The organism is Burkholderia cepacia, assembly GCF_001039005.1.
Lineage (GTDB): Bacteria > Pseudomonadota > Gammaproteobacteria > Burkholderiales > Burkholderiaceae > Burkholderia > Burkholderia theae.
This window is the reverse complement of the sequence record NZ_LDWR01000001.1, coordinates 1-23,915: the sequence shown is the minus strand read 5'-3', so window position 1 is coordinate 23,915 and position 23,915 is coordinate 1. Positions and strand designations below refer to the sequence as shown.

At 65.0% G+C, this 23,915-nt stretch carries 20 protein-coding genes and 1 tRNA gene; 17 read left to right on the top strand and 4 right to left on the bottom strand.

Annotated elements, in window-relative coordinates; all coding sequences use genetic code 11:
- The first annotated feature begins 1 nt into the window (after position 1).
- The 3 genes from carB (at position 2) to VL15_RS00095 (ending at position 4,324) form a co-directional block, all read left to right on the top strand.
- On the top strand, positions 2–3,256 hold the full coding sequence (carB, locus tag VL15_RS00105; RefSeq protein ID WP_048242432.1) for a carbamoyl-phosphate synthase large subunit: 3,255 nt from the start codon (positions 2–4) through the stop codon (positions 3,254–3,256).
- Between the two features lie 118 nt (positions 3,257–3,374).
- On the top strand, positions 3,375–3,851 hold the full coding sequence (gene greA / locus VL15_RS00100) for a transcription elongation factor GreA (protein ID WP_048242431.1): 477 nt from the start codon (positions 3,375–3,377) through the stop codon (positions 3,849–3,851).
- 14 nt (positions 3,852–3,865) lie between these two features.
- Complete coding sequence (locus VL15_RS00095) at positions 3,866–4,324, top strand: DUF4149 domain-containing protein (protein WP_048242430.1); 459 nt, start codon at positions 3,866–3,868, stop codon at positions 4,322–4,324.
- 49 nt (positions 4,325–4,373) lie between these two features.
- On the opposite strand, the gene VL15_RS00090 is transcribed toward VL15_RS00095, so the two are convergent.
- On the bottom strand, positions 4,374–4,901 hold the full coding sequence (locus VL15_RS00090; RefSeq protein WP_048242429.1) for a YhbY family RNA-binding protein: 528 nt from the start codon (positions 4,899–4,901) through the stop codon (positions 4,374–4,376).
- Positions 4,902–5,094: 193 nt separating this feature from the next.
- Here VL15_RS00090 and VL15_RS00085 point away from each other — a divergent pair, with 193 nt between their 5' ends.
- From VL15_RS00085 to phoR, 11 genes are all read left to right on the top strand, one after another.
- Entirely contained in the window at positions 5,095–5,757 is a 663-nt protein-coding gene (locus tag VL15_RS00085; RefSeq protein WP_048242428.1) for an RlmE family RNA methyltransferase, read from the top strand.
- 166 nt (positions 5,758–5,923) lie between these two features.
- Positions 5,924–7,822, top strand: a complete 1,899-nt coding sequence (gene ftsH / locus VL15_RS00080; RefSeq protein WP_048242427.1) for an ATP-dependent zinc metalloprotease FtsH — start codon at positions 5,924–5,926, stop codon at positions 7,820–7,822.
- 28 nt (positions 7,823–7,850) lie between these two features.
- Entirely contained in the window at positions 7,851–8,792 is a 942-nt protein-coding gene (gene folP / locus VL15_RS00075) for a dihydropteroate synthase (protein WP_048242426.1), read from the top strand.
- 27 nt (positions 8,793–8,819) lie between these two features.
- Positions 8,820–10,175 carry a phosphoglucosamine mutase gene (gene glmM, locus VL15_RS00070; protein WP_048242424.1) on the top strand — a complete coding sequence of 452 codons (1,356 nt, stop codon included), beginning with the start codon at positions 8,820–8,822 and terminating at the stop codon, positions 10,173–10,175.
- A gap of 467 nt (positions 10,176–10,642) precedes the next feature.
- Complete coding sequence (gene pstS, locus VL15_RS00065; RefSeq protein WP_048242423.1) at positions 10,643–11,677, top strand: phosphate ABC transporter substrate-binding protein PstS; 1,035 nt, start codon at positions 10,643–10,645, stop codon at positions 11,675–11,677.
- A 94-nt stretch (positions 11,678–11,771) separates the two neighbouring features.
- Entirely contained in the window at positions 11,772–12,758 is a 987-nt protein-coding gene (gene pstC, locus VL15_RS00060) for a phosphate ABC transporter permease PstC (protein WP_048242422.1), read from the top strand.
- The gene (pstA, locus tag VL15_RS00055) at positions 12,755–13,648 is read left to right on the top strand and encodes a phosphate ABC transporter permease PstA (protein WP_048242421.1); all 894 of its coding nucleotides are present in this window, start codon (positions 12,755–12,757) and stop codon (positions 13,646–13,648) included. The genes pstC and pstA overlap by 4 nt, the downstream gene beginning before the upstream one ends.
- A gap of 15 nt (positions 13,649–13,663) precedes the next feature.
- Positions 13,664–14,512: a phosphate ABC transporter ATP-binding protein PstB gene (pstB, locus tag VL15_RS00050; RefSeq protein WP_048242419.1), complete on the top strand. Its 849-nt coding sequence runs from the start codon at positions 13,664–13,666 to the stop codon at positions 14,510–14,512.
- A gap of 18 nt (positions 14,513–14,530) precedes the next feature.
- A complete protein-coding gene (gene phoU / locus VL15_RS00045; protein WP_048242418.1) occupies positions 14,531–15,235 on the top strand; it encodes a phosphate signaling complex protein PhoU in 705 nt (234 codons plus the stop codon).
- A 32-nt stretch (positions 15,236–15,267) separates the two neighbouring features.
- Positions 15,268–15,969 carry a phosphate regulon transcriptional regulator PhoB gene (gene phoB / locus VL15_RS00040; RefSeq protein WP_027787869.1) on the top strand — a complete coding sequence of 234 codons (702 nt, stop codon included), beginning with the start codon at positions 15,268–15,270 and terminating at the stop codon, positions 15,967–15,969.
- 57 nt (positions 15,970–16,026) lie between these two features.
- Complete coding sequence (phoR, locus tag VL15_RS00035; protein WP_048242416.1) at positions 16,027–17,346, top strand: phosphate regulon sensor histidine kinase PhoR; 1,320 nt, start codon at positions 16,027–16,029, stop codon at positions 17,344–17,346.
- 121 nt (positions 17,347–17,467) lie between these two features.
- Here the strand turns inward: phoR and ppk1 are convergent, their stop codons facing one another.
- Positions 17,468–19,531, bottom strand: coding sequence for a polyphosphate kinase 1 (gene ppk1, locus VL15_RS00030; protein WP_048242413.1), 2,064 nt, complete (start codon positions 19,529–19,531; stop codon positions 17,468–17,470).
- 286 nt (positions 19,532–19,817) lie between these two features.
- On the opposite strand from ppk1, the gene ppx reads away from it, so the two are divergent.
- Entirely contained in the window at positions 19,818–21,332 is a 1,515-nt protein-coding gene (ppx, locus tag VL15_RS00025; RefSeq protein ID WP_048242412.1) for an exopolyphosphatase, read from the top strand.
- A 52-nt stretch (positions 21,333–21,384) separates the two neighbouring features.
- On the opposite strand, the gene VL15_RS00020 is transcribed toward ppx, so the two are convergent.
- Positions 21,385–21,819, bottom strand: coding sequence for a hypothetical protein (locus VL15_RS00020; protein WP_048242501.1), 435 nt, complete (start codon positions 21,817–21,819; stop codon positions 21,385–21,387).
- 198 nt (positions 21,820–22,017) lie between these two features.
- A tRNA-Pro gene (locus VL15_RS00015) sits at positions 22,018–22,094 on the bottom strand.
- Between the two features lie 161 nt (positions 22,095–22,255).
- Here VL15_RS00015 and sixA point away from each other — a divergent pair.
- Positions 22,256–22,717 carry a phosphohistidine phosphatase SixA gene (gene sixA / locus VL15_RS00010; RefSeq protein ID WP_048242411.1) on the top strand — a complete coding sequence of 154 codons (462 nt, stop codon included), beginning with the start codon at positions 22,256–22,258 and terminating at the stop codon, positions 22,715–22,717.
- Positions 22,718–22,887: 170 nt separating this feature from the next.
- Positions 22,888–23,694 carry a GNAT family N-acetyltransferase gene (locus VL15_RS00005; RefSeq protein WP_048242410.1) on the top strand — a complete coding sequence of 269 codons (807 nt, stop codon included), beginning with the start codon at positions 22,888–22,890 and terminating at the stop codon, positions 23,692–23,694.
- Positions 23,695–23,915 lie beyond the last annotated feature (221 nt).

The following is a 23,915-nucleotide window of genomic DNA, read 5'->3' as shown; positions in this document are numbered from 1 at the left end:
CATGCCAAAACGCACAGACATCAAGAGCATCCTCATCATCGGCGCCGGCCCGATCATCATCGGCCAGGCGTGCGAGTTCGACTATTCGGGCGCGCAGGCTTGCAAGGCGTTGCGTGAGGAGGGCTACAAGGTCGTTCTCGTCAACAGCAACCCGGCGACGATCATGACCGACCCGAACACGGCCGACGTGACCTACATCGAGCCGATCACGTGGGAAGTCGTCGCGCGCATCATCGAGAAGGAGCGCCCGGACGCGATCCTGCCGACGATGGGCGGCCAGACCGCGCTGAACTGCGCGCTCGACCTGCACCACCATGGCGTGCTCGAGAAGTTCGGCGTCGAGCTGATCGGCGCGTCGCCGGAAGCGATCGACAAGGCGGAAGACCGCCAGAAGTTCAAGGAAGCGATGACCAAGATCGGTCTCGGCTCCGCGAAGTCGGGCATCGCGCATTCGATGGAAGAAGCGACCAAGGTGCAGGCCGAGATCATGGCGGAAACGGGCGGCAGCGGCTACCCGGTCGTGATCCGTCCGTCGTTCACGCTCGGCGGCTCGGGCGGCGGCATCGCGTACAACCGCGAGGAGTTCGAGGAGATCTGCAAGCGCGGTCTCGATCTGTCGCCCACGCGCGAACTGCTGATCGAGGAATCGCTGCTCGGCTGGAAGGAATACGAGATGGAAGTCGTGCGCGACCGCGCCGACAACTGCATCATCGTCTGCTCGATCGAGAACCTCGACCCGATGGGTGTGCACACCGGCGACTCGATCACGGTCGCGCCGGCACAGACGCTCACCGACAAGGAATACCAGATCCTGCGTAACGCCTCGCTCGCGGTGCTGCGCGAGATCGGCGTCGACACGGGCGGCTCGAACGTGCAGTTCTCGATCAACCCGAAGGACGGCCGCATGGTCGTCATCGAGATGAACCCGCGCGTATCGCGTTCGTCGGCGCTCGCGTCGAAGGCGACGGGCTTCCCGATCGCGAAGGTCGCTGCGAAGCTGGCGGTCGGTTACACGCTCGACGAGCTGAAGAACGAAATCACCGGCGGCCAGACGCCCGCATCGTTCGAGCCGACGATCGACTACGTCGTCACGAAGATCCCGCGCTTCGCGTTCGAGAAGTTCCGTGAAGCCGATTCGCGCCTGACGACGCAGATGAAGTCGGTCGGCGAAGTGATGGCCATCGGCCGCACGTTCCAGGAATCGTTCCAGAAGGCGCTGCGCGGCCTCGAAGTCGGCGTCGACGGTCTCGACGAGAAGTCGACCAACCGCGACGAGATCGCGATCGAGATCCACGAGCCGGGTCCGGACCGCATCTGGTATGTCGGCGATGCCTTCCGCATCGGCATGACGGCCCAGGAAATCTTCGCGGAAACCGCGATCGATCCGTGGTTCCTCGAGCAGATCGAGCAGATCATCCTGAAGGAAAAGGCGCTCGCGGGCCGCACGCTCGCGTCGCTGTCGTTCGACGAGCTGCGCTATGTCAAGCAGAGCGGCTTCTCCGACCGCCGCCTCGCGAAGCTGCTCGGCGCGACGCCGGAAGACGTCCGCAAGCGTCGCGTCGAACTGAACGTGCGCCCGGTCTACAAGCGCGTCGACACCTGCGCGGCCGAGTTCGCGACGAAAACCGCCTACATGTACTCGACCTATGAGGAAGAGTGCGAGGCGCAGCCGACCACCAACAAGAAGATCATGGTGCTGGGCGGCGGCCCGAACCGGATCGGCCAGGGCATCGAGTTCGACTACTGCTGCGTGCACGCGGCGCTCGCGATGCGCGAGGACGGCTACGAAACGATCATGGTCAACTGCAACCCGGAAACGGTGTCGACCGACTATGACACGTCCGACCGCCTGTACTTCGAGCCGCTGACGCTTGAAGACGTGCTCGAGATCGTCGACAAGGAAAAGCCGGTCGGCGTGATCGTCCAGTACGGCGGCCAGACGCCGCTGAAGCTCGCGCTCGACCTCGAGGCGCACGGTGTGCCGATCGTCGGCACGTCGCCGGACATGATCGACGCGGCCGAAGACCGCGAACGCTTCCAGAAGCTGCTGCAGGACCTCGGCCTGCGCCAGCCGCCGAACCGCACCGCGCGCGCCGAAGACGAAGCGCTCAAGCTGGCCGAGGAAATCGGCTATCCGCTGGTCGTGCGCCCGTCGTACGTGCTTGGCGGCCGCGCGATGGAAATCGTCCACGAGCCGCGCGACCTCGAGCGCTACATGCGCGAGGCCGTGAAGGTGTCGAACGATTCGCCGGTGCTGCTCGACCGCTTCCTGAACGACGCGATCGAATGCGACGTCGACTGCATCTGCGACGGCGAGGCCGTGTTCATCGGCGGCGTGATGGAGCACATCGAGCAGGCGGGCGTCCACTCGGGCGACTCGGCATGCTCGCTGCCGCCGTACTCGCTGTCGAAGGAAACCGTGGCCGAACTGAAGCGCCAGACGGGCGCGATGGCGAAGGCGCTGAATGTGGTCGGCCTGATGAACGTGCAGTTCGCGATCCAGCAGGTGCCGCAGGCGGACGGTTCGAAGCAGGACATCATCTACGTGCTGGAAGTGAACCCGCGCGCATCGCGCACGGTGCCGTACGTGTCGAAGGCGACCAGCCTGCCGCTCGCGAAGATCGCGGCGCGCGCGATGGTCGGCCAGAAGCTCGCGCAGCAGGGCGTGACGAAGGAAGTCGTACCGCCGTACTTCAGCGTGAAGGAAGCCGTGTTCCCGTTCGTCAAGTTCCCGACGGTCGATCCGGTCCTCGGGCCTGAAATGCGTTCGACCGGCGAAGTGATGGGCGTCGGCCAGACGTTCGGCGAAGCGCTGTTCAAGTCGCAGCTCGCGGCCGGCTCGCGCCTGCCGGAGTCGGGCACGGTGCTGCTGACCGTGATGGATGCCGACAAGCCGAAGGCGGTCGAAGTCGCGCGCATGCTGCACGATCTCGGCTACCCGATCGTCGCGACCAAGGGCACGGCTGCCGCGATCGAAGCGGCCGGCGTGCCGGTGAAGGTCGTGAACAAGGTGAAGGATGGCCGTCCGCACATCGTCGACATGATCAAGAACGGCGAGATCGCACTCGTGTTCACGACGGTCGACGAGACGCGCCAGGCGATCGCCGATTCGCGTTCGATCCGCATGAGCGCACAGGCGCACAAGGTCACGTACTACACGACGATGTCGGGCGCGCGCGCGGCTGTCGAAGGTTTGCGCTACCTGAAGGATCTGGAAGTCTATGATTTACAAGGTCTTCACGCTCGCCTAAACTAAGCAGTCAGGTTCCTGTCGAAGCAATACGTGCCGCGGTTAAGCGGTGTTTCCGGTTCATCGGAAACGCGCTTAATCGCGGTGATTTTTTTTAAAGCCGTTTTTAGCGATTGAGCCGTTTATGAGCACCATTCCGTTGACAAAGCGTGGCGCAGAGCAACTGCGCGATGAATTGCAGCGCCTCAAGTCCGTCGAGCGGCCGGCCGTGATCAATTCGATCGCGGAGGCCCGCGCACAGGGTGATCTGTCCGAAAACGCCGAATACGATGCCGCGAAGGAAAAACAGGGCTTCATCGAGGGCCGCATCGCGGATCTCGAATCGAAGCTGTCTGCCGCGCAAATCATCGATCCGACGGTGCTCGACGCCGATGGCCGCGTGGTGTTCGCCGCGACGGTCGAACTCGAGGATCTCGAGTCGGGCGACACCGTCAAGTACCAGATCGTCGGCGACGACGAAGCCGATATCGATCACGGCCTGATCTCGGTCAGCTCGCCGATCGCGCGCGCGCTGATCGGCAAGAGCGAAGGCGACGTCGCGGCCGTGCAGGCGCCGAGCGGCGTGCGCGAATACGAAATCATCTCGGTCAGCTACATCTGAAGCGGGGCGACGTGATGCCGCATCGCGTGTTCCGTCTGCTGTCGGCCGTGTGGGTCGGCAGCCTGCTGACGATCGGGTATGCGGTCGCGCCCGTGTTGTTCAAGACGCTGGAGCGGATGACGGCCGGTTCGGTCGCCGCCCAGCTGTTCCGTATCGAGGCGATCCTCGGCGTCGTGTGCGGCGTGCTGCTGCTCGCGTTGTCGAACCAGCAGGTGCGGCACGGCAGCAGCGAATATCGCCGCGTGCGCTGGATCGTCGCCGCGATGGTCGTGTGCGTGCTGATCGGGTATTTCGCGCTGCAGCCGTTCATGAATGCGCTGCGGGTGGCCGCGATGGACGCGGGCACCGATATCGCCAACTCGCCGTACGCGAGTCGCTTCGGGATGCTGCACGGCGTCTCGAGCGTGTTCTACCTCGTCGAGAGTGTGCTGGGGCTGATGCTGATCTGGCGTCTGCCGGCGCGCGACGCCTGAGCGCCGCGCGGGCAGGGCGGCACGGCGTGCGCCATGCCGCATCCGCGATTTACTTGTCCTGGAACGGCCGCTTGGTGCTTGCCTGGCGCTTTTTCGCGCGCTTCACGTTGCCGCCCGCCGTCACGCGCTCGTTGCCGCGCACGACGACCTTCGTCGGCTTCGGGCGACGCACGGGGCTGGCGTTCGGCGACACCTTGACGACCTTGACGGTGCGCGGTGCGCGGCCTTTCTTGTCGTCGGCGGCTTCGGCCGCGCTCGGCAGCGTGCCGGCACGACGGCCGCGGGCCGGAGCAGCCGCGGCGGCTTCGGGCTTCCAGATCACCAGCAGCTTGCCGATGTGCTGGATCGGCGCCGCGCTCAGGCGGTCGCAGATCTCGTCATAGATGGCGACGCGTTCGTCGCGTTCGTCGCCGAACACGCGAATCTTGATCAGCTGGTGCGCGCCGAGGTGCACCTTGATTTCTTTCAGCACGGCGTCGGTCAGCCCTTCGGCCCCGATCAGCACGACGGGCTTGAGCGCATGGGCCTGGGAGCGCAGCGCGGAGCGCTCGGCGGGAGAAAGCGAAAGGGCGGGCATGGGAATGTCGAAATCTAAATAAGGGCGCACTGCCTGAAAAGCGATCGCGGGAAGTTACCGCGTCAGCCGTGCGCCGAAACCACGTAAAATCGCGGCTTGGACCCGAAAAGGGGCCGCAGCCGCGCGAAGAAGACGCGTATTATCCGCTAAAAGCGCGGCTTCACGAAGCAAATGGCAGCAATCTCTCTCTCGAATGGCAAAAAACCGCTTTAACCAGAACTGGCTGCACGACCACATCAACGACCCGTACGTCAAAATGGCGCAGCGGGAGGGCTATCGCGCGCGCGCCGCGTACAAGCTGAAGGAAATCGACGAGCAGGACAAGCTGGTCCGTCCGGGCCAGGTGATCGTCGACCTCGGCGCGACGCCGGGCAGCTGGAGCCAGTATGCCCGCAACAAGCTCGCGCAGGGCAAGAAGCGCGACACGGCGCGCGAGGGCGGCATCGACGGCACGATCATTGCGCTCGACCTGCTGCCGATGGAGCCGATCGCCGACGTCCACTTCATCCAGGGCGACTTCCGCGAGGAAGAAGTACTCCAGCAGCTCGAGGAAGTGCTCGAAGGTCGTCCGGTGGACCTTGTTATTTCAGACATGGCCCCCAACCTATCCGGCGTGGCCCTGGCGGACGCGGCGCGCATCGAGCATCTCTGCGATCTGGCGCTCGAATTCGCGCAGAACCATCTGAAGCCGGATGGTGCGCTGCTCGTGAAATGTTTTCACGGCAGCGGCTACAGCCAGATCGTCGAGAAATTCAAACAGCAGTTTAAGACCGTCGCGCCGCGCAAGCCCAAGGCGTCCCGCGACAAATCGTCCGAAACGTTCATTTTGGGTCGGCATCTGAAGCATCCGCGCTGACGCGGAGCGGGGTGCCGCAAACGGGCTCCGGCCCTTGCCAGACAAGCGAAGCGCTATCGCGGCGGTTGTCAATGCTTATGGCGAGGGTGGTCGGACTGGATTAGAATGACCGAGGGGCGCCGCAAGGAAAATGTAGGCGCTCGTCTACGAGTGAAGGAGTGGTGCTTTGAACAACAATATGTTTTCGAAGGCAGCGGTGTGGCTGGTGATCGCACTGGTGCTGTTTACGGTGTTCAAGCAGTTCGACAAGCCCCGCGTTCAGGAAGGCGTGTCCTATTCGCAGTTCATGGACGATGCCAAGAGCGGCAAGGTCAAGAACGTCATCGTTCAGGGGCGCAACCTCACCGTCACTCCGGCTGATGGCCAGAAATACCAGATCGTGTCGCCGGGCGACATCTGGATGGTCGGCGATCTGATGAAGTACGGCGTGCAGGTCAGCGGCAAGGCCGACGATGAGCCGAACGCGCTGATGTCCGCGCTGTACTACCTCGGGCCGACGATCCTGATCATCGTGTTCTGGTTCTACATGATGCGGCAGATGCAGGGCGGCGGCAAAGGCGGTGCCTTCTCGTTCGGCAAGTCGCGAGCGCGGCTGATCGACGAGAACAACAACGCGGTGAACTTCTCCGACGTCGCGGGCTGCGACGAAGCGAAGGAAGAAGTGTCCGAGCTCGTCGACTTCCTGCGCGATCCACAGAAATTCCAGAAGCTGGGCGGTCGCATTCCGCGCGGCGTGCTGCTCGTCGGCCCGCCGGGTACCGGCAAGACGCTGCTGGCCCGCGCGATCGCGGGTGAAGCGAAGGTGCCGTTCTTCAGCATCTCGGGTTCGGACTTCGTCGAAATGTTCGTCGGCGTCGGCGCGGCCCGTGTGCGCGACATGTTCGAGCAGGCGAAGAAGCATGCACCGTGCATCGTGTTCATCGACGAAATCGACGCGGTCGGCCGTCATCGCGGCGCCGGCATGGGCGGCGGTAACGACGAGCGCGAACAGACGCTGAACCAGATGCTCGTCGAGATGGACGGCTTCGAGGCGAACTCGGGCGTGATCGTGATCGCCGCGACCAACCGTTCCGACGTGCTCGACAAGGCGCTGCTGCGTCCGGGCCGTTTCGACCGCCAGGTCTACGTCGGTCTGCCGGATATCCGCGGCCGCGAACAGATCATGCGTGTGCACCTGCGCAAGGTACCGATCTCGAACGACGTCGATGCGGCAGTCATCGCGCGCGGCACGCCGGGCTTCTCGGGCGCCGATCTCGCGAACCTCGTGAACGAGGCTGCGCTGTTCGCCGCACGCCGTGGCAAGCGTATCGTCGAGATGCAGGATTTCGAGGACGCGAAGGACAAGATCTTCATGGGTCCGGAGCGCAAGTCGGCCGTGATCCGCGAGGAAGCGAAGCGTGCGACCGCGTACCACGAGTCGGGCCACGCGGTGGTTGCGAAGCTGCTGCCGAAGGCCGACCCCGTGCACAAGGTCACGATCATTCCGCGCGGCCGTGCGCTGGGTGTCACGTGGCAGTTGCCGGAGCATGACAACGAGACGTATTCGAAGGACTACCTGCTGGACCGCCTCGCGATCCTGTTCGGTGGCCGGGTGGCGGAAGAGCTGTTCATGAATCTCGTCAGCACCGGCGCATCGGACGACTTCAACAAGGCAACGCAGACGGCGCGTGCGATGGTCGCCCGTTTCGGCATGACCGATGCGCTCGGGCCGATGGTCTACGTCGACGACGAGAACGATGCATCGCCGTTCGGCCGCGGTTTCACGCGCACGATCTCGGAAGCGACGCAACAGAAGGTCGACGCGGAAATCCGCCGCGTGCTGGACGATCAGTACAACCTCGCGCGGCGCCTGCTGGACGAAAACCGCGACAAGGTCGAAGCGATGACGGCTGCGCTGATGGAGTGGGAGACGATCGACGCCGATCAGATCAACGACATCATGGAAGGCCGTCCGCCGCGCTCGCCGAAGAGCTCGCCGGCTGTCGGCGGCGATTCGTCGGGGGGCGGCAGCAGCGCCGAGGTCAAGCCCGGCAACGCACCCGCGCCTGCTACGCCGGCGGCGTAGTCTCCGCTTTAGTACCGTTCACGGGCTGGTGTGGCTTCACACCGGCCCGTTTTGCATTCATCCACGCCAGTCGCTTGTGTCCGATTTCGCTGTTTCCCCGTTGATTCCCGCGCCGCTGCGCTGCGGCCGCTTCGAGCTGACGTTCGAGCGCCCGCTCGTGATGGGCATCCTTAACGCAACGCCCGATTCGTTCTCCGACGGCGGCCGCTTCCTCGCGCGCGACGATGCGCTGCGCCAGGCCGAGCGGATGATTGCCGAAGGCGCCGACCTCCTCGATATCGGCGGCGAATCGACGCGCCCCGGCGCGCCGCCCGTGCCGCTCGACGAGGAACTCGCGCGCGTGATCCCGCTCGTCGAGGCGCTGCGGCCGCTCAACGTGCCGCTGTCGATCGACACCTACAAGCCGGACGTGATGCGCGCAGCGCTGGCTGCCGGCGCGGACCTGATCAACGATATCTGGGGGTTCCGCCAGCCGGGCGCGATCGACGCGGTGCGCGACGGCAACAGCGGGTTGTGCGCGATGCACATGCTCGGCGAGCCGCAGACGATGCAGGTCGGCGAGCCCGACTACGACGATGTCGTGACCGACGTGCGCGATTTTCTCGCCGCGCGCGCGCAGGCGCTGCGCGATGCGGGCGTCGCGCCGGAGCGGATCTGCGTCGATCCCGGCTTCGGGTTCGGCAAGGCGGTCGTCGACGACAACTATGCGCTGCTGGCCGCGTTGCCGGACACGGCACCCGCGCGGCCCGACGGGCGCGCTTATCCGATACTCGCGGGCATGTCGCGCAAGTCGATGCTCGGCGCGGTGATCGGCGGCAAGCCGCCGATGGAGCGCGTCGTGGCGAGCGTGGCGGCCGCATTGTGCGCGGTCGAGCGCGGTGCCGCGATCGTGCGCGTGCACGACGTCGCGGCGACGGTCGATGCACTGAAAGTCTGGAATGCCGTGCGCGAAGCCGCGCGGCAACGATAAGTCAGAAGACGAAGGAGGAAGGACCCCATGGGACGTCGATATTTCGGCACGGACGGCATTCGCGGCACGGTAGGCGAAGCGCCCATCACGCCGGACTTCGTATTGCGCCTCGGTTATGCGGCCGGCAAGGTGCTGGCCAGCTCGGCCGATGTCACGGCAGGCTCGCGTCCGACCGTGCTGATCGGCAAGGACACGCGCGTGTCGGGCTACATGCTCGAGGCCGCGCTCGAGGCCGGATTCTCGGCGGCCGGCGTCGACGTGATGCTGGCCGGCCCGATGCCGACGCCGGGCGTCGCGTATCTGACGCGCGCACTGCGCCTGTCGGCCGGCGTCGTGATCAGCGCGTCGCACAACCCGTATCACGACAACGGGATCAAGTTTTTCTCCGCCGACGGCAACAAGCTGCCCGACGACACCGAAGCCGCGATAGAAGCGTGGCTCGACAAGCCGCTCGAATGCGCGTCGTCCGACGGCCTCGGCAAGGCGCGTCGCCTCGACGACGCGGCCGGCCGCTACATCGAGTTCTGCAAGAGCACGTTCCCGGCCGCGTTCGACCTGCGCGGGCTGAAGCTCGTGATCGATTGCGCGCACGGCGCCGCGTACCAGATCGCGCCGCACGTGTTCCACGAGCTCGGCGCGGACGTGATCCCGATCGGCGTCGCGCCGAACGGTTTCAACATCAACGACGGCGTCGGCGCGACCGCGCCGGACGCGCTGGTGCGCGCGGTGCGTGCGAACCACGCCGATCTCGGCATTGCGCTCGACGGCGATGCCGACCGCCTGCAGGTCGTCGACGCAGCGGGTCGCCTGTACAACGGCGACGAGCTGCTCTACGTGCTCGTGAAGGACCGGATCGCGACCGACGGCAAGGTCGACGGCGCGGTCGGCACGCTGATGACGAACCTCGCCGTCGAAGTCGCGCTGCAGCGCGAGGGCGTGAAGTTCGTCCGTGCGGCGGTCGGCGACCGCTACGTGCTCGAACAGTTGCGCGAGCACGGCTGGCAGCTCGGCGCGGAAGGCTCGGGCCACATCCTGTCGCTCGACCGGCACTCGACCGGCGACGGCATCGTGTCGGCACTGCTGGTGCTGGCCGCGCTGAAGCGCAGCGGTCGGACGCTCGCACAGATGCTCGACGGCGTCACGCTGTTCCCGCAGAAGCTGATCAACGTGCGGATGAAGCCGGGCGCCGACTGGAAGGGCAGCACGTCGATTCGCGCCGCGATCGACGCAGCCGAAGCCGCGCTCGCCGGCAGCGGCCGTGTGCTGATCCGCGCATCGGGCACGGAGCCCGTGCTGCGCGTGATGGTCGAAGCGCAGCAGGCAGCCGATGCGGTTCACCATGCGGAGACAATCGCTGACGCGGTGCGCGCCGCGACAACTTGACGCACGGCAGCGGTGCGGGGCGGTCCGGCCGCCCGGCGCCGGCTCCCCCGGTGGACCGGCATGCGGCGCCTTTCAGGCGCCGCAATTTCGTCAGACGCAAAGGTTTGCGCTATCTAATAGAGGGGCGCCTCGACAAACGCATTGCCTGACCGGGGAAATCTTCAGACCCCTTATATTGCGCTCGCCGCGGGCTGGGGCTTCCCGTCCCGCCGACGCTGCGCTACGATCCGTCCGCAGATCCTTCAAACGGGGGTCCGCACCCTCTCCGCCGGGCAGGCAATTCTTGCCGCCATCGCCGTACCGACGCCGTACCGACGCCGTCCAGGCGCCGCTCGCGCCGCACCCGCTACTGCCTTTCAACCAGTCATGTTACTGTCACGCCAGTTTCATCGATTGTCACATTACCGTCATGAGGAGCCCCTAACCTTCGCGGTGCCGTAGTCATCCGCTCACACACTGGAGGTCTCATGAAATTGATGCAAACCGCGATTGCCGGCCTGGCTGGCGCGCTTTTCGCCGTTGCCGCGCAAGCCGCCGACATCACGGGCGCAGGCAGCACGTTCGCGATGCCGATCTATACGAAATGGGCTGCTGACTATCAGCAGACCGGCGGTGCAAAGGTCAACTATCAAGGTATCGGTTCGTCGGGCGGCCTGAAGCAGATCAACGCAAAGACGGTCGATTTTGCCGGTTCGGACGCTCCGCTGAAGGATGACGAGCTCGCGAAGGAAGGCCTGTTCCAGTTCCCGACGGTGGTGGGCGGCGTGGTGCCGGTCGTCAACGTGCCGGGCGTGAAGGCAGGCGAGCTGACGCTGTCGGGCCCGGTGCTCGGCGACATCTACCTCGGCAAGATCAAGAAGTGGAACGACCCGGCGATCGCCGCGCTGAACCCGAAGGTCAAGCTGCCGGATACGGACATCGCGGTCGTTCGCCGTGCTGACGGCTCGGGCACGAGCTTCATCTGGACGAACTATCTGTCGAAGGTCAACGAAGACTGGAAGTCGAAGATCGGCGAAGGCACGACGGTCAACTGGCCGACGGGCACGGGCGGCAAGGGCAACGACGGCGTCGCGGCCTTCGTGCAGCGCCTGCCGGGCGCGATCGGCTACGTCGAGTGGGCGTACGCGAAGAAGAACAACATGGTCTACACCGCGCTGAAGAACTCGACGGGCACGGTGGTCGAGCCGAAGACGGAAACGTTCAAGGCCGCTGCTGCCGGCGCGAACTGGTCGAAGTCGTTCTACCAGATCCTGACGAACCAGCCGGGCAAGGAAGCATGGCCGGTCGTCGGCGCGACGTTCGTGCTGCTGCACGCGAAGCAGGACAAGCCGGAGCAGGGCGCGGAAACGCTGAAGTTCTTCAGCTGGGCGTTCAAGAACGGCGAGAAGGCTGCTGACAGCCTCGACTACATCTCGCTGCCGCCGGCGGTGGAGACGGAAATCCGCAAGCAGTGGAAGGCGAAGGTGACGGACGCATCGGGCAAGTCGGTCGCCACCGAGTAAGCAATGCAGCGGTTCGCTGCCCGACCGCACCGGTCGGGCAGTGTGTGCGGTAAAGCCGGGCGTCACGGCGCCCGGCACTCAAAAGCAGGCACCCATGTCTGATATTTCCTATACGTCCTCACGGTCCGCCGACGTTGCGCAGCAACACGCGCCGAGCCGTCTCGGGGACGTTGTATTTGGCGGCCTCGCACGGCTCGCCGCGATCGTGACCCTGCTGCTGCTGGGCGGGATCATCGTTTCCCTGATCATTGCGTCGATGCCGACCATCCAGAAGTTCGGCCTCGGCTTCCTGTGGCAATCCGAGTGGGATCCCAACTCGGACGTCTACGGCGCACTCGTGCCGATCTACGGCACGATCGTGACGTCGGTCATTGCGCTCATCATCGCGGTGCCCGTCAGCTTCGGCATCGCACTGTTCCTCACCGAGCTGTCGCCCGTGTGGCTGCGCCGTCCGCTCGGCATCGCGATCGAGCTGCTCGCCGCGATCCCGTCGATCGTGTACGGCATGTGGGGGCTGCTGGTGTTCGCGCCGATCTTCGCCGAATACTTCCAGAAGCCGCTGGGCCGCCTGTTCAAGGACGTGTGGGTGCTCGGTCCGCTGACTGCCGGCCCGCCGATCGGCATCGGCATTCTCGCGGCCGGCGTGATCCTCGCGATCATGATCATCCCGTACATCGCATCGGTGATGCGCGACGTGTTCGAGGTCACGCCCGTGCTGCTGAAGGAATCGGCATACGGGATCGGTTGCACGACCTGGGAAGTGATGTGGAAGGTCGTGCTGCCTTATACGAAGACCGGCGTGATCGGCGGCGTGATGCTCGGCCTCGGCCGTGCGCTCGGCGAAACGATGGCCGTGACGTTCGTGATCGGCAACACGAACCTGCTCGACAGCGTGTCGCTGTTCGCGCCGGGCAACAGCATCACGTCGGCGCTCGCGAACGAATTCGCGGAAGCGCAGCCGGGCCTGCATACATCCGCCCTGATGGAACTCGGCCTGATCCTGTTCGTGATCACGTTCATCGTGCTGTCCATCTCCAAACTGCTGCTGCTTCGTCTCGAGAAGGGAGAGGGCAAGAAATGAGCGAGCCCATCATGAATTTCCCGGGGCCGAACGGCGCCGTGCTCGAAGCGATGCGCAACCGCCTGCAGCGCAAGCGCAAGGCCGTCAACGCGATCGCGCTCGCCGCATCGCTCGGCGCCATGGCATTCGGCCTGCTGTGGCTCGTGTGGATCCTGTACACGACGCTGCACCTCGGTATCGGCGGCCTGTCGCTGCAGCTGTTCACCGAATCGACGCCGGCACCGAACACCGAAGGCGGCGGTCTCGCGAACGCGATCGTCGGCAGCCTGTTGCTGTGCGGGTTCGGCACGCTGGTCGGCACGCCGATCGGCATCCTCGCGGGCGTCTATCTCGCCGAATACGGCCAGAAGAACCTGCTGGCGAGCACGATCCGCTTCATCAACGACATCCTGCTGTCGGCGCCGTCGATCGTCATCGGCCTGTTCGTGTACGCGCTCGTCGTCGCGAAGTCGGGACGCTTTTCGGGCTGGGCCGGCGTCATCTCGCTCGCGCTGCTGCAGATTCCGATCGTGATCCGCACGACCGAGAACATGCTGAAGCTCGTGCCGAACGCGCTGCGCGAAGCAGCTTTCGCACTCGGCACGCCGAAGTGGCGAATGGTGCTGAAGATCACGCTGCGCGCCTCGGTGGGCGGCATCATCACGGGCGTGCTGCTGGCGGTCGCGCGGATCGCCGGCGAAACGGCGCCGCTGCTGTTCACCGCGCTGTCGAACCAGTTCTTCTCGTGGGACATGAGCCAGCCGATGGCCAACCTGCCCGTCACGATCTACAAGTTCGCGATGAGCCCGTTCGCGGAATGGCAGTCGCTCGCGTGGGCGGGCGTGTTCCTGATTACGCTCGGGGTGCTCGGACTGAATATCCTGGCGCGCTCGATCTTCTCGAAAAAGTAACGGCGGAGCAATCCGATGAATATGGCAGAAAGCCACCTGAATCCTGTCGAGCGCACTGCGGCGCCCGCCGGCACGCAAGAAGCGGCGAGCGGCCGCTCGCTCGAGCCGCTGAACGCGAAGATCGAGGTCAACAACCTCAACTTCTTCTACAACAAGTTCCATGCGCTGAAGAACATCAACCTGCGCATTCCCGAAGGGAAGGTGACGGCGTTCATCGGCCCGTCGGGCTGCGGCAAGTCGACGCTGCTGCGCACGTTCAACAAGATGTTCGCGCTCTATCCGGAGCAGCGCGCCGAAGGCGAAATCCTGATGGACGGCGAGAACCTGCTGACGACGAAGCGCGATATCTCGCTGCTGCGCGCGCGTATCGGCATGGTGTTCCAGAAGCCGACCCCGTTCCCGATGTCGATCTACGACAACATCGCGTTCGGCGTGAAGATGTTCGAGAAGCTCACGCGCTCGGAAATGGACGACCGGGTCGAGTGGGCGCTCACGAAGGCCGCGCTGTGGAACGAAGTGAAGGACAAGCTGGGCCAGAGCGGCTACGGCCTCTCGGGCGGCCAGCAGCAGCGTCTGTGCATTGCGCGCGGCATCGCGATCCGTCCGGAAGTGCTGCTGCTCGACGAGCCGTGCTCGGCGCTCGACCCGATCTCGACGGGCCGCATCGAGGAGCTGATCGCGGAGCTGAAGAGCGACTACACGGTCGTGATCGTCACGCACAACATGCAGCAGGCCGCGCGCTGCTCGGATTTCACGGCCTACATGTACCTGGGCGAGCTGATCGAGTTCGGCGAAACCGAAAAGATCTTCATCAAGCCGGTGCGCAAGGAAACGGAAGACTACATCACCGGCCGCTTCGGCTGATGACGGAGAACAACAGCCATGTCGGATAAACATCTGTCGAGTCAGTTCGACGCGGACCTGAATGCCGTGTCGTCGAAAGTGCTGGAAATGGGCGGCCTCGTCGAGTCGCAGATCGTCGGCGCGATGTACGCGCTGAACGAATTCGATCGCGATGCGGCCGAGAAGGTGATCACGGCCGAGGAAACGCTGAATGCGATGGAAGTCGACATCGACCAGGAGTGCGGCAACATCATCGCGCGGAGGCAGCCTGCCGCGCGCGACCTGCGTCTTTTGATGTCGATTTCGAAAACGATTACGAACCTCGAGCGTGCCGGCGACGAAGCCGAGAAGATCGCGAAGCGCGTGCGCCGTCTGGTCGACGAGCCGGCCGCGCGCGCGGTCAACATCGCCGAGATCAAGGTGTCGGGCGAGATGGCCGTGACGATCCTGCGCCGCGCGCTCGACGCGTTCGCGCGCCTCGATACGGTCGCAGCCGCGCAGATCGTCAAGGACGACAAGGAAATCGACCTGGAATTCCGCGCGTTCGTGCGCAAGCTCGTGTCGTACATGCAGGAAGACCCGCGCACGATCTCGGTCGGCCTCGAATACCTGTTCATCGCGAAGGCGATCGAACGGATCGGCGACCACGCGAAGAACATCGCTGAATTCATCATCTACATCGTGAAGGGCACCGACGTGCGGCACCAGCCGCGCGACACGCTCGACCGTGAAGCCAACAGTTAACGCGACAACGTACAGGAAAAAAAGAGGTGCCGATGCCCAGCAACATTCTCGTCGTTGAAGATGAGCCCGCGATTTCCGAACTGATCTCGGTGAATCTCCAGCACGCCGGTCACTGCCCGATCCGTGCGTACAACGCCGAACAGGCGCAGAACCTGATCAGCGACGTGCTGCCCGATCTCGTGCTGCTCGACTGGATGCTGCCGGGCAAGTCCGGTATCGCGTTCGCGCGTGACCTGCGCAACAACGAACGGACCAAACACATCCCGATCATCATGTTGACCGCGCGCGGCGACGAGCAGGACAAGGTGCTCGGCCTCGAGATCGGCGCGGACGACTACGTGACGAAGCCGTTCTCGCCGAAGGAATTGATGGCGCGCATCAAGGCCGTGCTGCGCCGTCGTGCGCCGCAGCTGACCGAGGACGTCGTGTCGATCAACGGGCTGCGCCTCGATCCGGCCACGCATCGCGTCGCCGCGCATGCGGAAGGCAGCGAGATCAAGCTCGATCTCGGCCCGACCGAGTTCCGCCTGCTGCATTTCTTCATGACGCATCCGGAGCGCGTGCACAGCCGCACGCAACTGCTCGACCAGGTGTGGGGCGACCACGTGTTCGTCGAGGAGCGCACCGTCGACGTGCACATCAAACGATTGCGCGCGGCCTTGAAACCGGCCGGCTGCGATGCGATGATCGAGACCGTGCGCGGCAGCGGCTACCGGCTCGCCAAGCACGCGTAACGTATTCGAGCATGCCGTGTGCCACGGCATGCCGTTCATTCTTTCGGGCGCTGAATCATGAACATCATCTGGGCGCGCTTTCTGGTGTCGCTCGTGCTGCTCGTGCTGATCGGCGTATTGGTCGGCGTCTTTGCCGGCCCGACCGCGGGCCTCGTGTTCGTGGTCGTGATGCTGGTCGCGCAGGGTTTCTTCAGCACCTTCCATACGCAGCGTCTGTGGCGGCTGCTCGATGCGCCGGTCTACGGCGAAGTGCCGAGCGCGCCGGGCATCTGGGGCGAGATTTACTACCGTCTGCACAAGCTCGCGAAACAATGGCACGCACAGGTGCGGCAGGTCGAACAACAGCATTCGCGCTTCATCCAGGCGATCCAGGCGTCGCCGAACGGCGTCGCGATGCTCGATGACCACGACCAGATCGAGTGGTGCAACGAGATCGCCGAGGTCCATTTCGGCCTCGATGCGAAACGCGACCTGCGCCAGCACATCACCAACCTGGTACGCCATCCCGAGTTCGTCCGTTACCTGAACGCGCAGCATTACGACGAGACGCTCGTGATGCGCGGCATGGGCGGGTCGCGGCAGAACGTGTTGGCCGTGCAGGTGTTTCCGTACGGCGAGAATCGCAAGCTGCTGCTCACGCAGGACATCACCGAACTCGAGCGCACCGACGCGATGCGGCGCGACTTCGTCGCGAACGTGTCGCACGAGTTGAAGACGCCGCTGACCGTGCTGTCGGGTTTTCTCGAGACGATGCGCGAGCTGCCGCTGAACGAGGAAGACCGCGCCCGCTATCTCGAGATGATGGAGCAGCAGGCGTCGCGGATGCGGCACATCGTCACCGACCTGCTGGTGCTCGCGAAGCTGGAGGGCGAGAGCAAGCCGCCGGTCGATCGCGCGATCGACATGCGCGCCGTGTTCGACCATCTGAAGGAGGACGCGCAGTCGCTGTCGAACGGGCATCACGACATCGCGTTCTCGATCGACGAGACGCTCGGCGTCACGGGCGCGCAGACGGAGTTGTTCAGCGCGTTCGCGAATCTCGTCACGAACGCGATCCGCTATACGCCGGACGGCGGCAAGATCGTCGTGTTGTGGCGGCGCGAAGGCGCGCAGGGCGTGTTTTCCGTCACCGACAGCGGCTTCGGCATTCCGGCCGCCGACCTGCCGCGGCTCACCGAGCGCTTCTACCGCGTCGACCGCAGTCGCTCGCGCGATACGGGTGGCACGGGGCTCGGGCTCGCGATCGTCAAGCACGTGCTGCAGCGGCACGACGCGCACCTGTACGTGCAGAGCGAGGAAGGGCGCGGCAGCACGTTCACGGCACGGTTCCCGGGCTCGCGCATCATCGCGATCCGGCCGGCCGCGTACGAGGCCTGATCGCGTAACGGCCGCGCGCGTTCGGCGAGCAGCGGCATGTGTGGTCCGTAAAAAAAAGCAGCCCACCGGGCTGCGTTTTTTTATGGGTCGTGCGGCACGCGACCGGCGCCGCGCGGCCGGCTCACGAGCAGAACTTCGCGAGCAGCCCGAGTTGCGCGTTGCGGATCGTCTTGCCTGCGCGGCGGCGGCGGTAGTGACCGTCGCTGTGCATCTGCCAGGCCGACTGGTTGTCGCCGAGGCACACCGACAGGCCTTCGGCGATCACGCGCCGCTTGAGCTTGCGCTCGCGGATCGGGAACGCGACTTCGACGCGGCGGAACAGGTTGCGGTCCATCCAGTCGGCGCTCGACAGATAGACGTCCTCGGCGCCGCCCGCGTGGAAATAGTAGATCCGGTGGTGCTCGAGGAAGCGGCCGACGATCGAGCGCACCGTGATGTTTTCCGACAGCCCGGGCACGCCGGGCTTCAGCGCGCAGACGCCGCGCACGATCAGGTCGACCTTGACGCCGGCCTGCGATGCTTCATACAGCGCGGAGATCACCGACGGCTCCAGCAGCGCGTTCATTTTCGCGACGACGCGGGCGCGTTTGCCGGCACGCGCATTGTCGATCTCCGCGCGGATCGCGTCGATGATGCGCGGATGCAGCGTGAACGGCGACTGCCACAGCTCGTGCAGCGTGAGTTCGCCGCCGATCCCGGTCAGTTGCTGGAACACGTGATGGACGTCCTCGCAGAGCTTCTGGTCGGCCGTCATCAGCCCGAAGTCGGTGTAGAGGCGTGCCGTGCGCGGGTGGTAGTTGCCGGTGCCGAGGTGCACGTAGCGGCGCAGCGACGCCTTGCCGGCCTGCACGACACGGCGCACGATCAGCATCATCTTCGCGTGGCACTTGTGGCCGACCACGCCGTACACGACGTGCGCGCCGACGGCTTCGAGCTGCGACGCCCAGTTGATGTTGGTTTCCTCGTCGAAGCGCGCAAGCAGTTCGACGACGACGGTCACTTCCTTGCCGTTGCGCGCGGCTTCCATCAGCGCGTCCATCAGCGGCGAATCGGTGCCGGTGCGGTAGATCGTCTGCTTGATCGCGACGACGCTCGGATCCTTCGCGGCCTGCTGCAGCAGTTCGAGCACGGGCTGGAAGCTCTCGTACGGATGGTGCAGCAGGATGTCGCCGTTGTCGATCGCGTCGAACATCGTCGGCGCGTTCGTGATCGCGGCCGGCGTCGATGCGGTGAACGGCGTGAATTTCAGGTCGGGTCGATCGACGAGGTCGGGAATCTGCATCAGGCGCACGAGGTTCACGGACCCAGCCACGCGATAGCAGTCCTTTTCGCCGAGTTCGCTTTCCTCGAGCAGGCGCCGCACGATGTGTGCCGGCGTGTCGGCCGACACCTCGAGCCGCACCGCGTTGCCGAGGTGGCGCGCGGGCAGTTCGCCCTGCAGCGCGACGCGCAGGTTCGTGATTTCGTCCTCGTCGACGAACAGTTCGCTGTTGCGCGTGATGCGGAACTGGTTGCAGCTCTTCACGACGAGTTGCGGGAAGAGCTCGCCGACAAAGCGCTGCATGAACGAGCTCAGCAGCACGAAGCCGTGCTCGAAACCCGACAGCGCGTGCGGCATGCGCACGACGCGCGGCAGCGCGCGCGGCGCCTGCACGATGCCCATCACGGCCTGGCGGCCGAACGCATCGCGGCCTTCGAGCTCGACGACGAAGTTCAGGCTCTTGTTCAGCACGCGCGGGAACGGGTGAGCCGGATCGAGGCCGATCGGCGTGAGCACGGGCAGCAGTTCATCGAGGAAGTAGTGCCGTGCCCATTCGAGCTGCTCGTCGTTCCACGTCTCGCTTGCGTGGAAGTAGATGCCTTCCTGTTCGAGCGCGGGCAGCACCGTTTCGTGCAGCATCGTGTACTGTCGATGGACGAGCCGCTGCGCGCGTTCGACGACGAGATCGTAAGCATGCTGTAACGACATGCCGTCGGGCGTCAGCGCGCCGGGGTTGTCGCGGATCTGTTCCTGCAGGCCCGCCATCCGGACTTCGAAGAATTCGTCGAGGTTGCTGCTGGTGATGCAGATGAAGCGAAGGCGCTCGAGCAACGGGACTTGCGGATCGGCGGCCTGGGCCAGCACGCGCTCGTTGAAGCCGAGGATGCCGAGTTCACGATTGAGAAGCGGATAACGGACGGACATCGGCAGAGTAGGGGGTGATTCAGGCGATGATTCGAAAGGACGCTCGGAAACTCTCACGGTACGATGACGTTCTGATGACGATAATGGTTTTATATCGGGAAATTCTACGCTGCAACCGTTTCGTCTCATAAATGTTTCGGCTATATACAATCGAGCAGTGTGCATGCCCGTGAAGCGTGGCAATGGCAAGCGTTCCACGCTTAAAATGTCGCCTTTGATTGATGATTGATCGACCTGGGGTGCCGGACCGGCAGCCGCGGGTGAACGCGCACGGAGCCCCATTCTGATGGTTACAACCCCCCACTTGCTGGCTGCCGTGGATCTCGGCTCGAACAGCTTCCGGCTGATCGTCGGTCGCGTCGAGGAAACGCCGGCGGGCAGCCAGATCTATCCCGTCGACGCGTTGCGCGAGCCGGTCCGTCTGGCTGCCGGCCTGTCGAGCGACAAGATGCTCGATCGCGCGTCGCAGGAGCGTGGCTGGGAGGCGCTCAAGCGATTCGGCGAGCGCCTGCGCGATTTCCATCCCGATCATGTGCGCGCGGTGGCGACCAACACGCTGCGCGTCGCGAAGAACGCGGGCGAATTTCTCGGCGAGGCCGAAGCGGCGCTCGGTTTCCCGATCGAAGTGATCGCGGGCCGCGAAGAAGCGCGGCTGATCTATGCGGGCGCTGCGCATTCGGTGCCGGCGAGCGCCGGCAAGCGGCTCGTCGTCGACATCGGCGGCGGCTCGACCGAATTCATCATCGGCTCGCACTACACGCCGATCGTGATGGAGAGTCTCTATATCGGCTGCGTGAGCCACAGCCGCACCTTCTTTCCGGCCGGCAACGTCGACGAATACACGATGCGGCAGGCCGAACTCGCGGCCAAGCGCGAGATCCAGATCATTTCCAGCGAATACAAGAAGGCCGGGTGGGACCAGGCGATCGGTTCATCCGGCACCGCGCGTGCGCTCGCGGAGCTCGTCGAGGCGAACGGCTTCAACGATCCGGGCATCACGCACGGTATTTCGCGCGGCGGCCTCGAGCGCCTGAAGCGCGCGCTGATCAAGTCGGAGAACGTCAACCGGCTGAAGCTGATCGCGCTGAAGCCCGACCGCGTGCCCGTGCTCGCGGGCGGTCTCGCGATCATGCTCGCGGTGTTCGAGGAGCTCGGTGTCGATTACGTCGATACGACCGACGGCGCGCTGCGCCTCGGCGTGCTGTACGACCTGCTCGGCCGGACGCAGCACGAGGACATGCGCGCGGTGACCGTCGAGGGCTTCACGCGCCGCTACGGCGTCGATCGTCCGCAGGCCGAGCGGATCGGCGCGCTCGCGGCGCGCTTCTACGACGAGCTCGAGGAAGCCGACGACGAAGCGGCCGAGGAAGGGCGGATGTTCCTCGGCTGGGCGGCTGCGCTGCATGAAATCGGCTTGTCGATCTCGCACAGCGCGTATCACAAGCATTCGGCCTATATCGCGAGCAACGCGGACATGCCGGGTTTTTCGCGCACGGACCAGGCGCGGCTCGCCGCGCTCGTGCTCGGTCACGCGGGCAAGCTCGGCAAGCTGTCGCAGGCGCGCGAGGTCGAATGGCCGCTGCTGTTCTGCCTGCGGCTCGCGGCGCTGCTGTGCCGGCGCCGGACCGATGCGGGGCTGCCCGACATTTCCGTGTCGCAGATGAAGAAGGGCGGGTATGAAGTGCGCCTGCCGAGCGCGTGGGTCGAGCAGAACCCGTTGACCGACTACAGCCTCAGCCAGGAGGCTGCCGAGTGGGAGAAGGTCGGTATTCCGTATCGCGTGGTGTACACCGGCGCTTGATGGCGCGGCGGCGCGCGCATGCGGGTGCGCCGCGCGTGCTTTTGCCGGCCGCTCAGTCCGACGAGCAGACGATCGCGGTCAGGAACGGGAACGCCTGCTTGACGGTCGCGTCGCTACCGGCCTTGCGCACCGCTTCCTCCACCGCGCTCTTCGTGCCGCGTACCACGACGCCGTAGGCCCAGTCGCCGATCGGCGTGCCGTCGCCCGGACGGAAGATCGGGTCGTTTGCCTGGTAACCGAGCACGACATAGACACCGAAGCCGTACGCCGTCAGCGAGCGGCTCGTGCGGAATGCGTTGACCGAGTTCGATTCGACATGCATCGGTTCCGACTGGATGTCGCCGGCGGCGAGCAGCGGTGCGACGAACCGGTGGCCGTTCGAGTGGCAGTCGAGTGCGTCGTCGAGCGCCTTGGCCGACGCGGTGCCGGCGGTCGCGAGCGCGAGCAGCGATGCGCAGAAGGTGGTCTTGAGAATGTTGTTTTTCATGCGCGGATGCGGGTTGTTCACGCGCATTATCGCGTGTTCCCGCAAGGACCGTGCGCGGGCTGAGGGCGGGCCGCGTGTGTCGTCGGCAAATCCCGCCAATTGACCGGATGGCCGCGAGCCGGGTATCCGGGCGAGCGACTCGACGATCCAGAAAAGGAAAAGGGGCTACGGTGTTTAACCGTAACCCCTTGATATCCTTGGTCGGAGCGATAGGATTCGAACCTACGACCCTCTGATCCCAAATCAGATGCGCTACCAGGCTGCGCTACGCTCCGACGAGCCAAAGATTCTATCGTCTAATTACTGATTTGGTCAATCGCGATATGCGGATAAATGTCGCGGCGGCGAATCGGTCGCGATTTGCGACAATCCGCAGGTGACCGGCCGGTCCGGACGCAGGTGTCCGGCGCCGCTCGCCGAAGCAAGGAGAAAAATCATGATGAACCTGATCCTGTGGCGCCATGCGGAAGCCGAGGACTACGCCACGAGCGATCTCGCGCGCCAACTGACCGCCCGTGGCCGCAAGGACGCCCAGGCGATGGCCAAATGGCTGCGTGGCCGGCTCGAGACGAACGCGCTGATCCTCGCGAGCCCGGCGGCCCGCACCGTGCAGACCGTCGAGGCGCTGACCGACCAGTACCGGACCGTCGACGCGCTCGCGCCGGGCGGCAGCGTCGACGACGTGCTCGAGGCGGCAGGATGGCCGGAAGGGATCGCACCGACGGTCGTGATCGTCGGGCACCAGCCGACGCTCGGCAGCGTCGCCGCGCAACTGATCGCCGGCAGCGACGACAGCTGGAGCGTCAAGAAGGGCGGTGTGGTGTGGCTCGCGAGCCGCACGCGTGACGGCAGCCGGCAGGCCGTGCTGCGGGCGGTATTGACGCCGGAACTGGTGTGAAGCAGGCCTGACGGGGGTTAAAGGGATTCATCATACGGTTTCGCAAGCTTTCTGCTAAAGTCATTTCGGCGACACGTCATTGAAAGGACACGGTCGTGCCACATAACGGTCACGGCCGATTACTACATTGGCGGGCATGTCGTCCTATTCCTTACGACCAGGAAAGCCTAATGCGAGAACTGCCGACGCCTACGCTCCCATTTGCCTCGCTGCCCCTTGACACATCGCGGCGCCACCTGCCGCGCGCTGCCGAAACCGTCACATCCGAGTATCGCCTGCGCGCCGCGTGGGCGCGCACGGAAGACGAATTGCGCGAAGCCCAGCGCCTGCGCTACAGCGTGTTCGCCGAAGAGATGGGCGCGCAGGTCAGTGGCCCCTCCGGTCTCGACGTCGATCCGTTCGATGCGTACTGCGACCACCTGCTGGTTCGCGATCTCGATACGCTGAAGGTCGTCGGTACGTATCGCGTGCTTCCGCCGCACCAGGCGGCGCGTGTCGGCCGTCTGTACGCGGAAGGCGAATTCGACCTGTCGCGCCTCACGCACCTGCGCGGCAAGATGGTCGAAGTCGGCCGCTCGTGCGTGCACAGCGACTACCGCAGCGGCGCCGTCATCATGGCGCTGTGGGGCGGTCTTGGCGCGTACATGATGCAGAACGGCTACGAGACGATGCTCGGCTGCGCGAGCGTGTCGATGGCCGATGGCGGCCACTATGCGGCGAACCTGTACCAGTCGCTGGCGGCGAGCTCGCTGACGGCGCCCGAGTACCGCGCATTCCCGCACACGGCACTGCCGGTCGACGAACTGCAGACGGGCACCGTCGTGGCGCCGCCGCCGCTGATCAAGGGCTACCTGCGTCTCGGTGCGAAGATCTGCGGCGCGCCGGCCTGGGATCCCGACTTCAACTGCGCGGATTTCCTGACGCTGTTCCGCCTGTCCGACATCAACGCGCGCTACGCCCGCCACTTCCTGGGCTGAGCCGTCCGAATCGCGCCGCGCCCGTTCCGGGTGCACGCAACCGAACGCCGTCGCGCGGCAACCGCCACGCGACGGCGTTTGTGTATCTGGACAATGTGCGCATATCCGGCCCTGTTAATTCCAGCGTGACGCGATCAGCACCGTGCCACGCGGTGGCACGTTCGTGAACGTCCCGGGGGACAGACCGACGGCAGCGGGTCGCTTGTATGTTTAAGCCAGAC

Bases quoted from the DNA above. Each gene is read 5' to 3' on its own strand.
- greA (WP_048242431.1), top strand. From the start codon at position 3,375: ATGAGCACCATTCCGTTGACAAAGCGTGGCGCAGAGCAACTGCGCGAT.
- phoU (WP_048242418.1), top strand. From the start codon at position 14,531: ATGTCGGATAAACATCTGTCGAGTCAGTTCGACGCGGACCTGAATGCC.
- VL15_RS00020 (WP_048242501.1), bottom strand. From the start codon at position 21,819: ATGAAAAACAACATTCTCAAGACCACCTTCTGCGCATCGCTGCTCGCG.
- phoR (WP_048242416.1), top strand. From the start codon at position 16,027: ATGAACATCATCTGGGCGCGCTTTCTGGTGTCGCTCGTGCTGCTCGTG.
- VL15_RS00085 (WP_048242428.1), top strand. From the start codon at position 5,095: ATGGCAAAAAACCGCTTTAACCAGAACTGGCTGCACGACCACATCAAC.
- sixA (WP_048242411.1), top strand. From the start codon at position 22,256: ATGATGAACCTGATCCTGTGGCGCCATGCGGAAGCCGAGGACTACGCC.
- phoB (WP_027787869.1), top strand. From the start codon at position 15,268: ATGCCCAGCAACATTCTCGTCGTTGAAGATGAGCCCGCGATTTCCGAA.
- pstB (WP_048242419.1), top strand. From the start codon at position 13,664: ATGAATATGGCAGAAAGCCACCTGAATCCTGTCGAGCGCACTGCGGCG.
- pstA (WP_048242421.1), top strand. From the start codon at position 12,755: ATGAGCGAGCCCATCATGAATTTCCCGGGGCCGAACGGCGCCGTGCTC.
- pstC (WP_048242422.1), top strand. From the start codon at position 11,772: ATGTCTGATATTTCCTATACGTCCTCACGGTCCGCCGACGTTGCGCAG.
- pstS (WP_048242423.1), top strand. From the start codon at position 10,643: ATGAAATTGATGCAAACCGCGATTGCCGGCCTGGCTGGCGCGCTTTTC.
- VL15_RS00005 (WP_048242410.1), top strand. From the start codon at position 22,888: ATGCGAGAACTGCCGACGCCTACGCTCCCATTTGCCTCGCTGCCCCTT.
- VL15_RS00090 (WP_048242429.1), bottom strand. From the start codon at position 4,901: ATGCCCGCCCTTTCGCTTTCTCCCGCCGAGCGCTCCGCGCTGCGCTCC.
- ppx (WP_048242412.1), top strand. From the start codon at position 19,818: ATGGTTACAACCCCCCACTTGCTGGCTGCCGTGGATCTCGGCTCGAAC.
- ppk1 (WP_048242413.1), bottom strand. From the start codon at position 19,531: ATGTCCGTCCGTTATCCGCTTCTCAATCGTGAACTCGGCATCCTCGGC.
- carB (WP_048242432.1), top strand. From the start codon at position 2: ATGCCAAAACGCACAGACATCAAGAGCATCCTCATCATCGGCGCCGGC.
- VL15_RS00095 (WP_048242430.1), top strand. From the start codon at position 3,866: ATGCCGCATCGCGTGTTCCGTCTGCTGTCGGCCGTGTGGGTCGGCAGC.
- glmM (WP_048242424.1), top strand. From the start codon at position 8,820: ATGGGACGTCGATATTTCGGCACGGACGGCATTCGCGGCACGGTAGGC.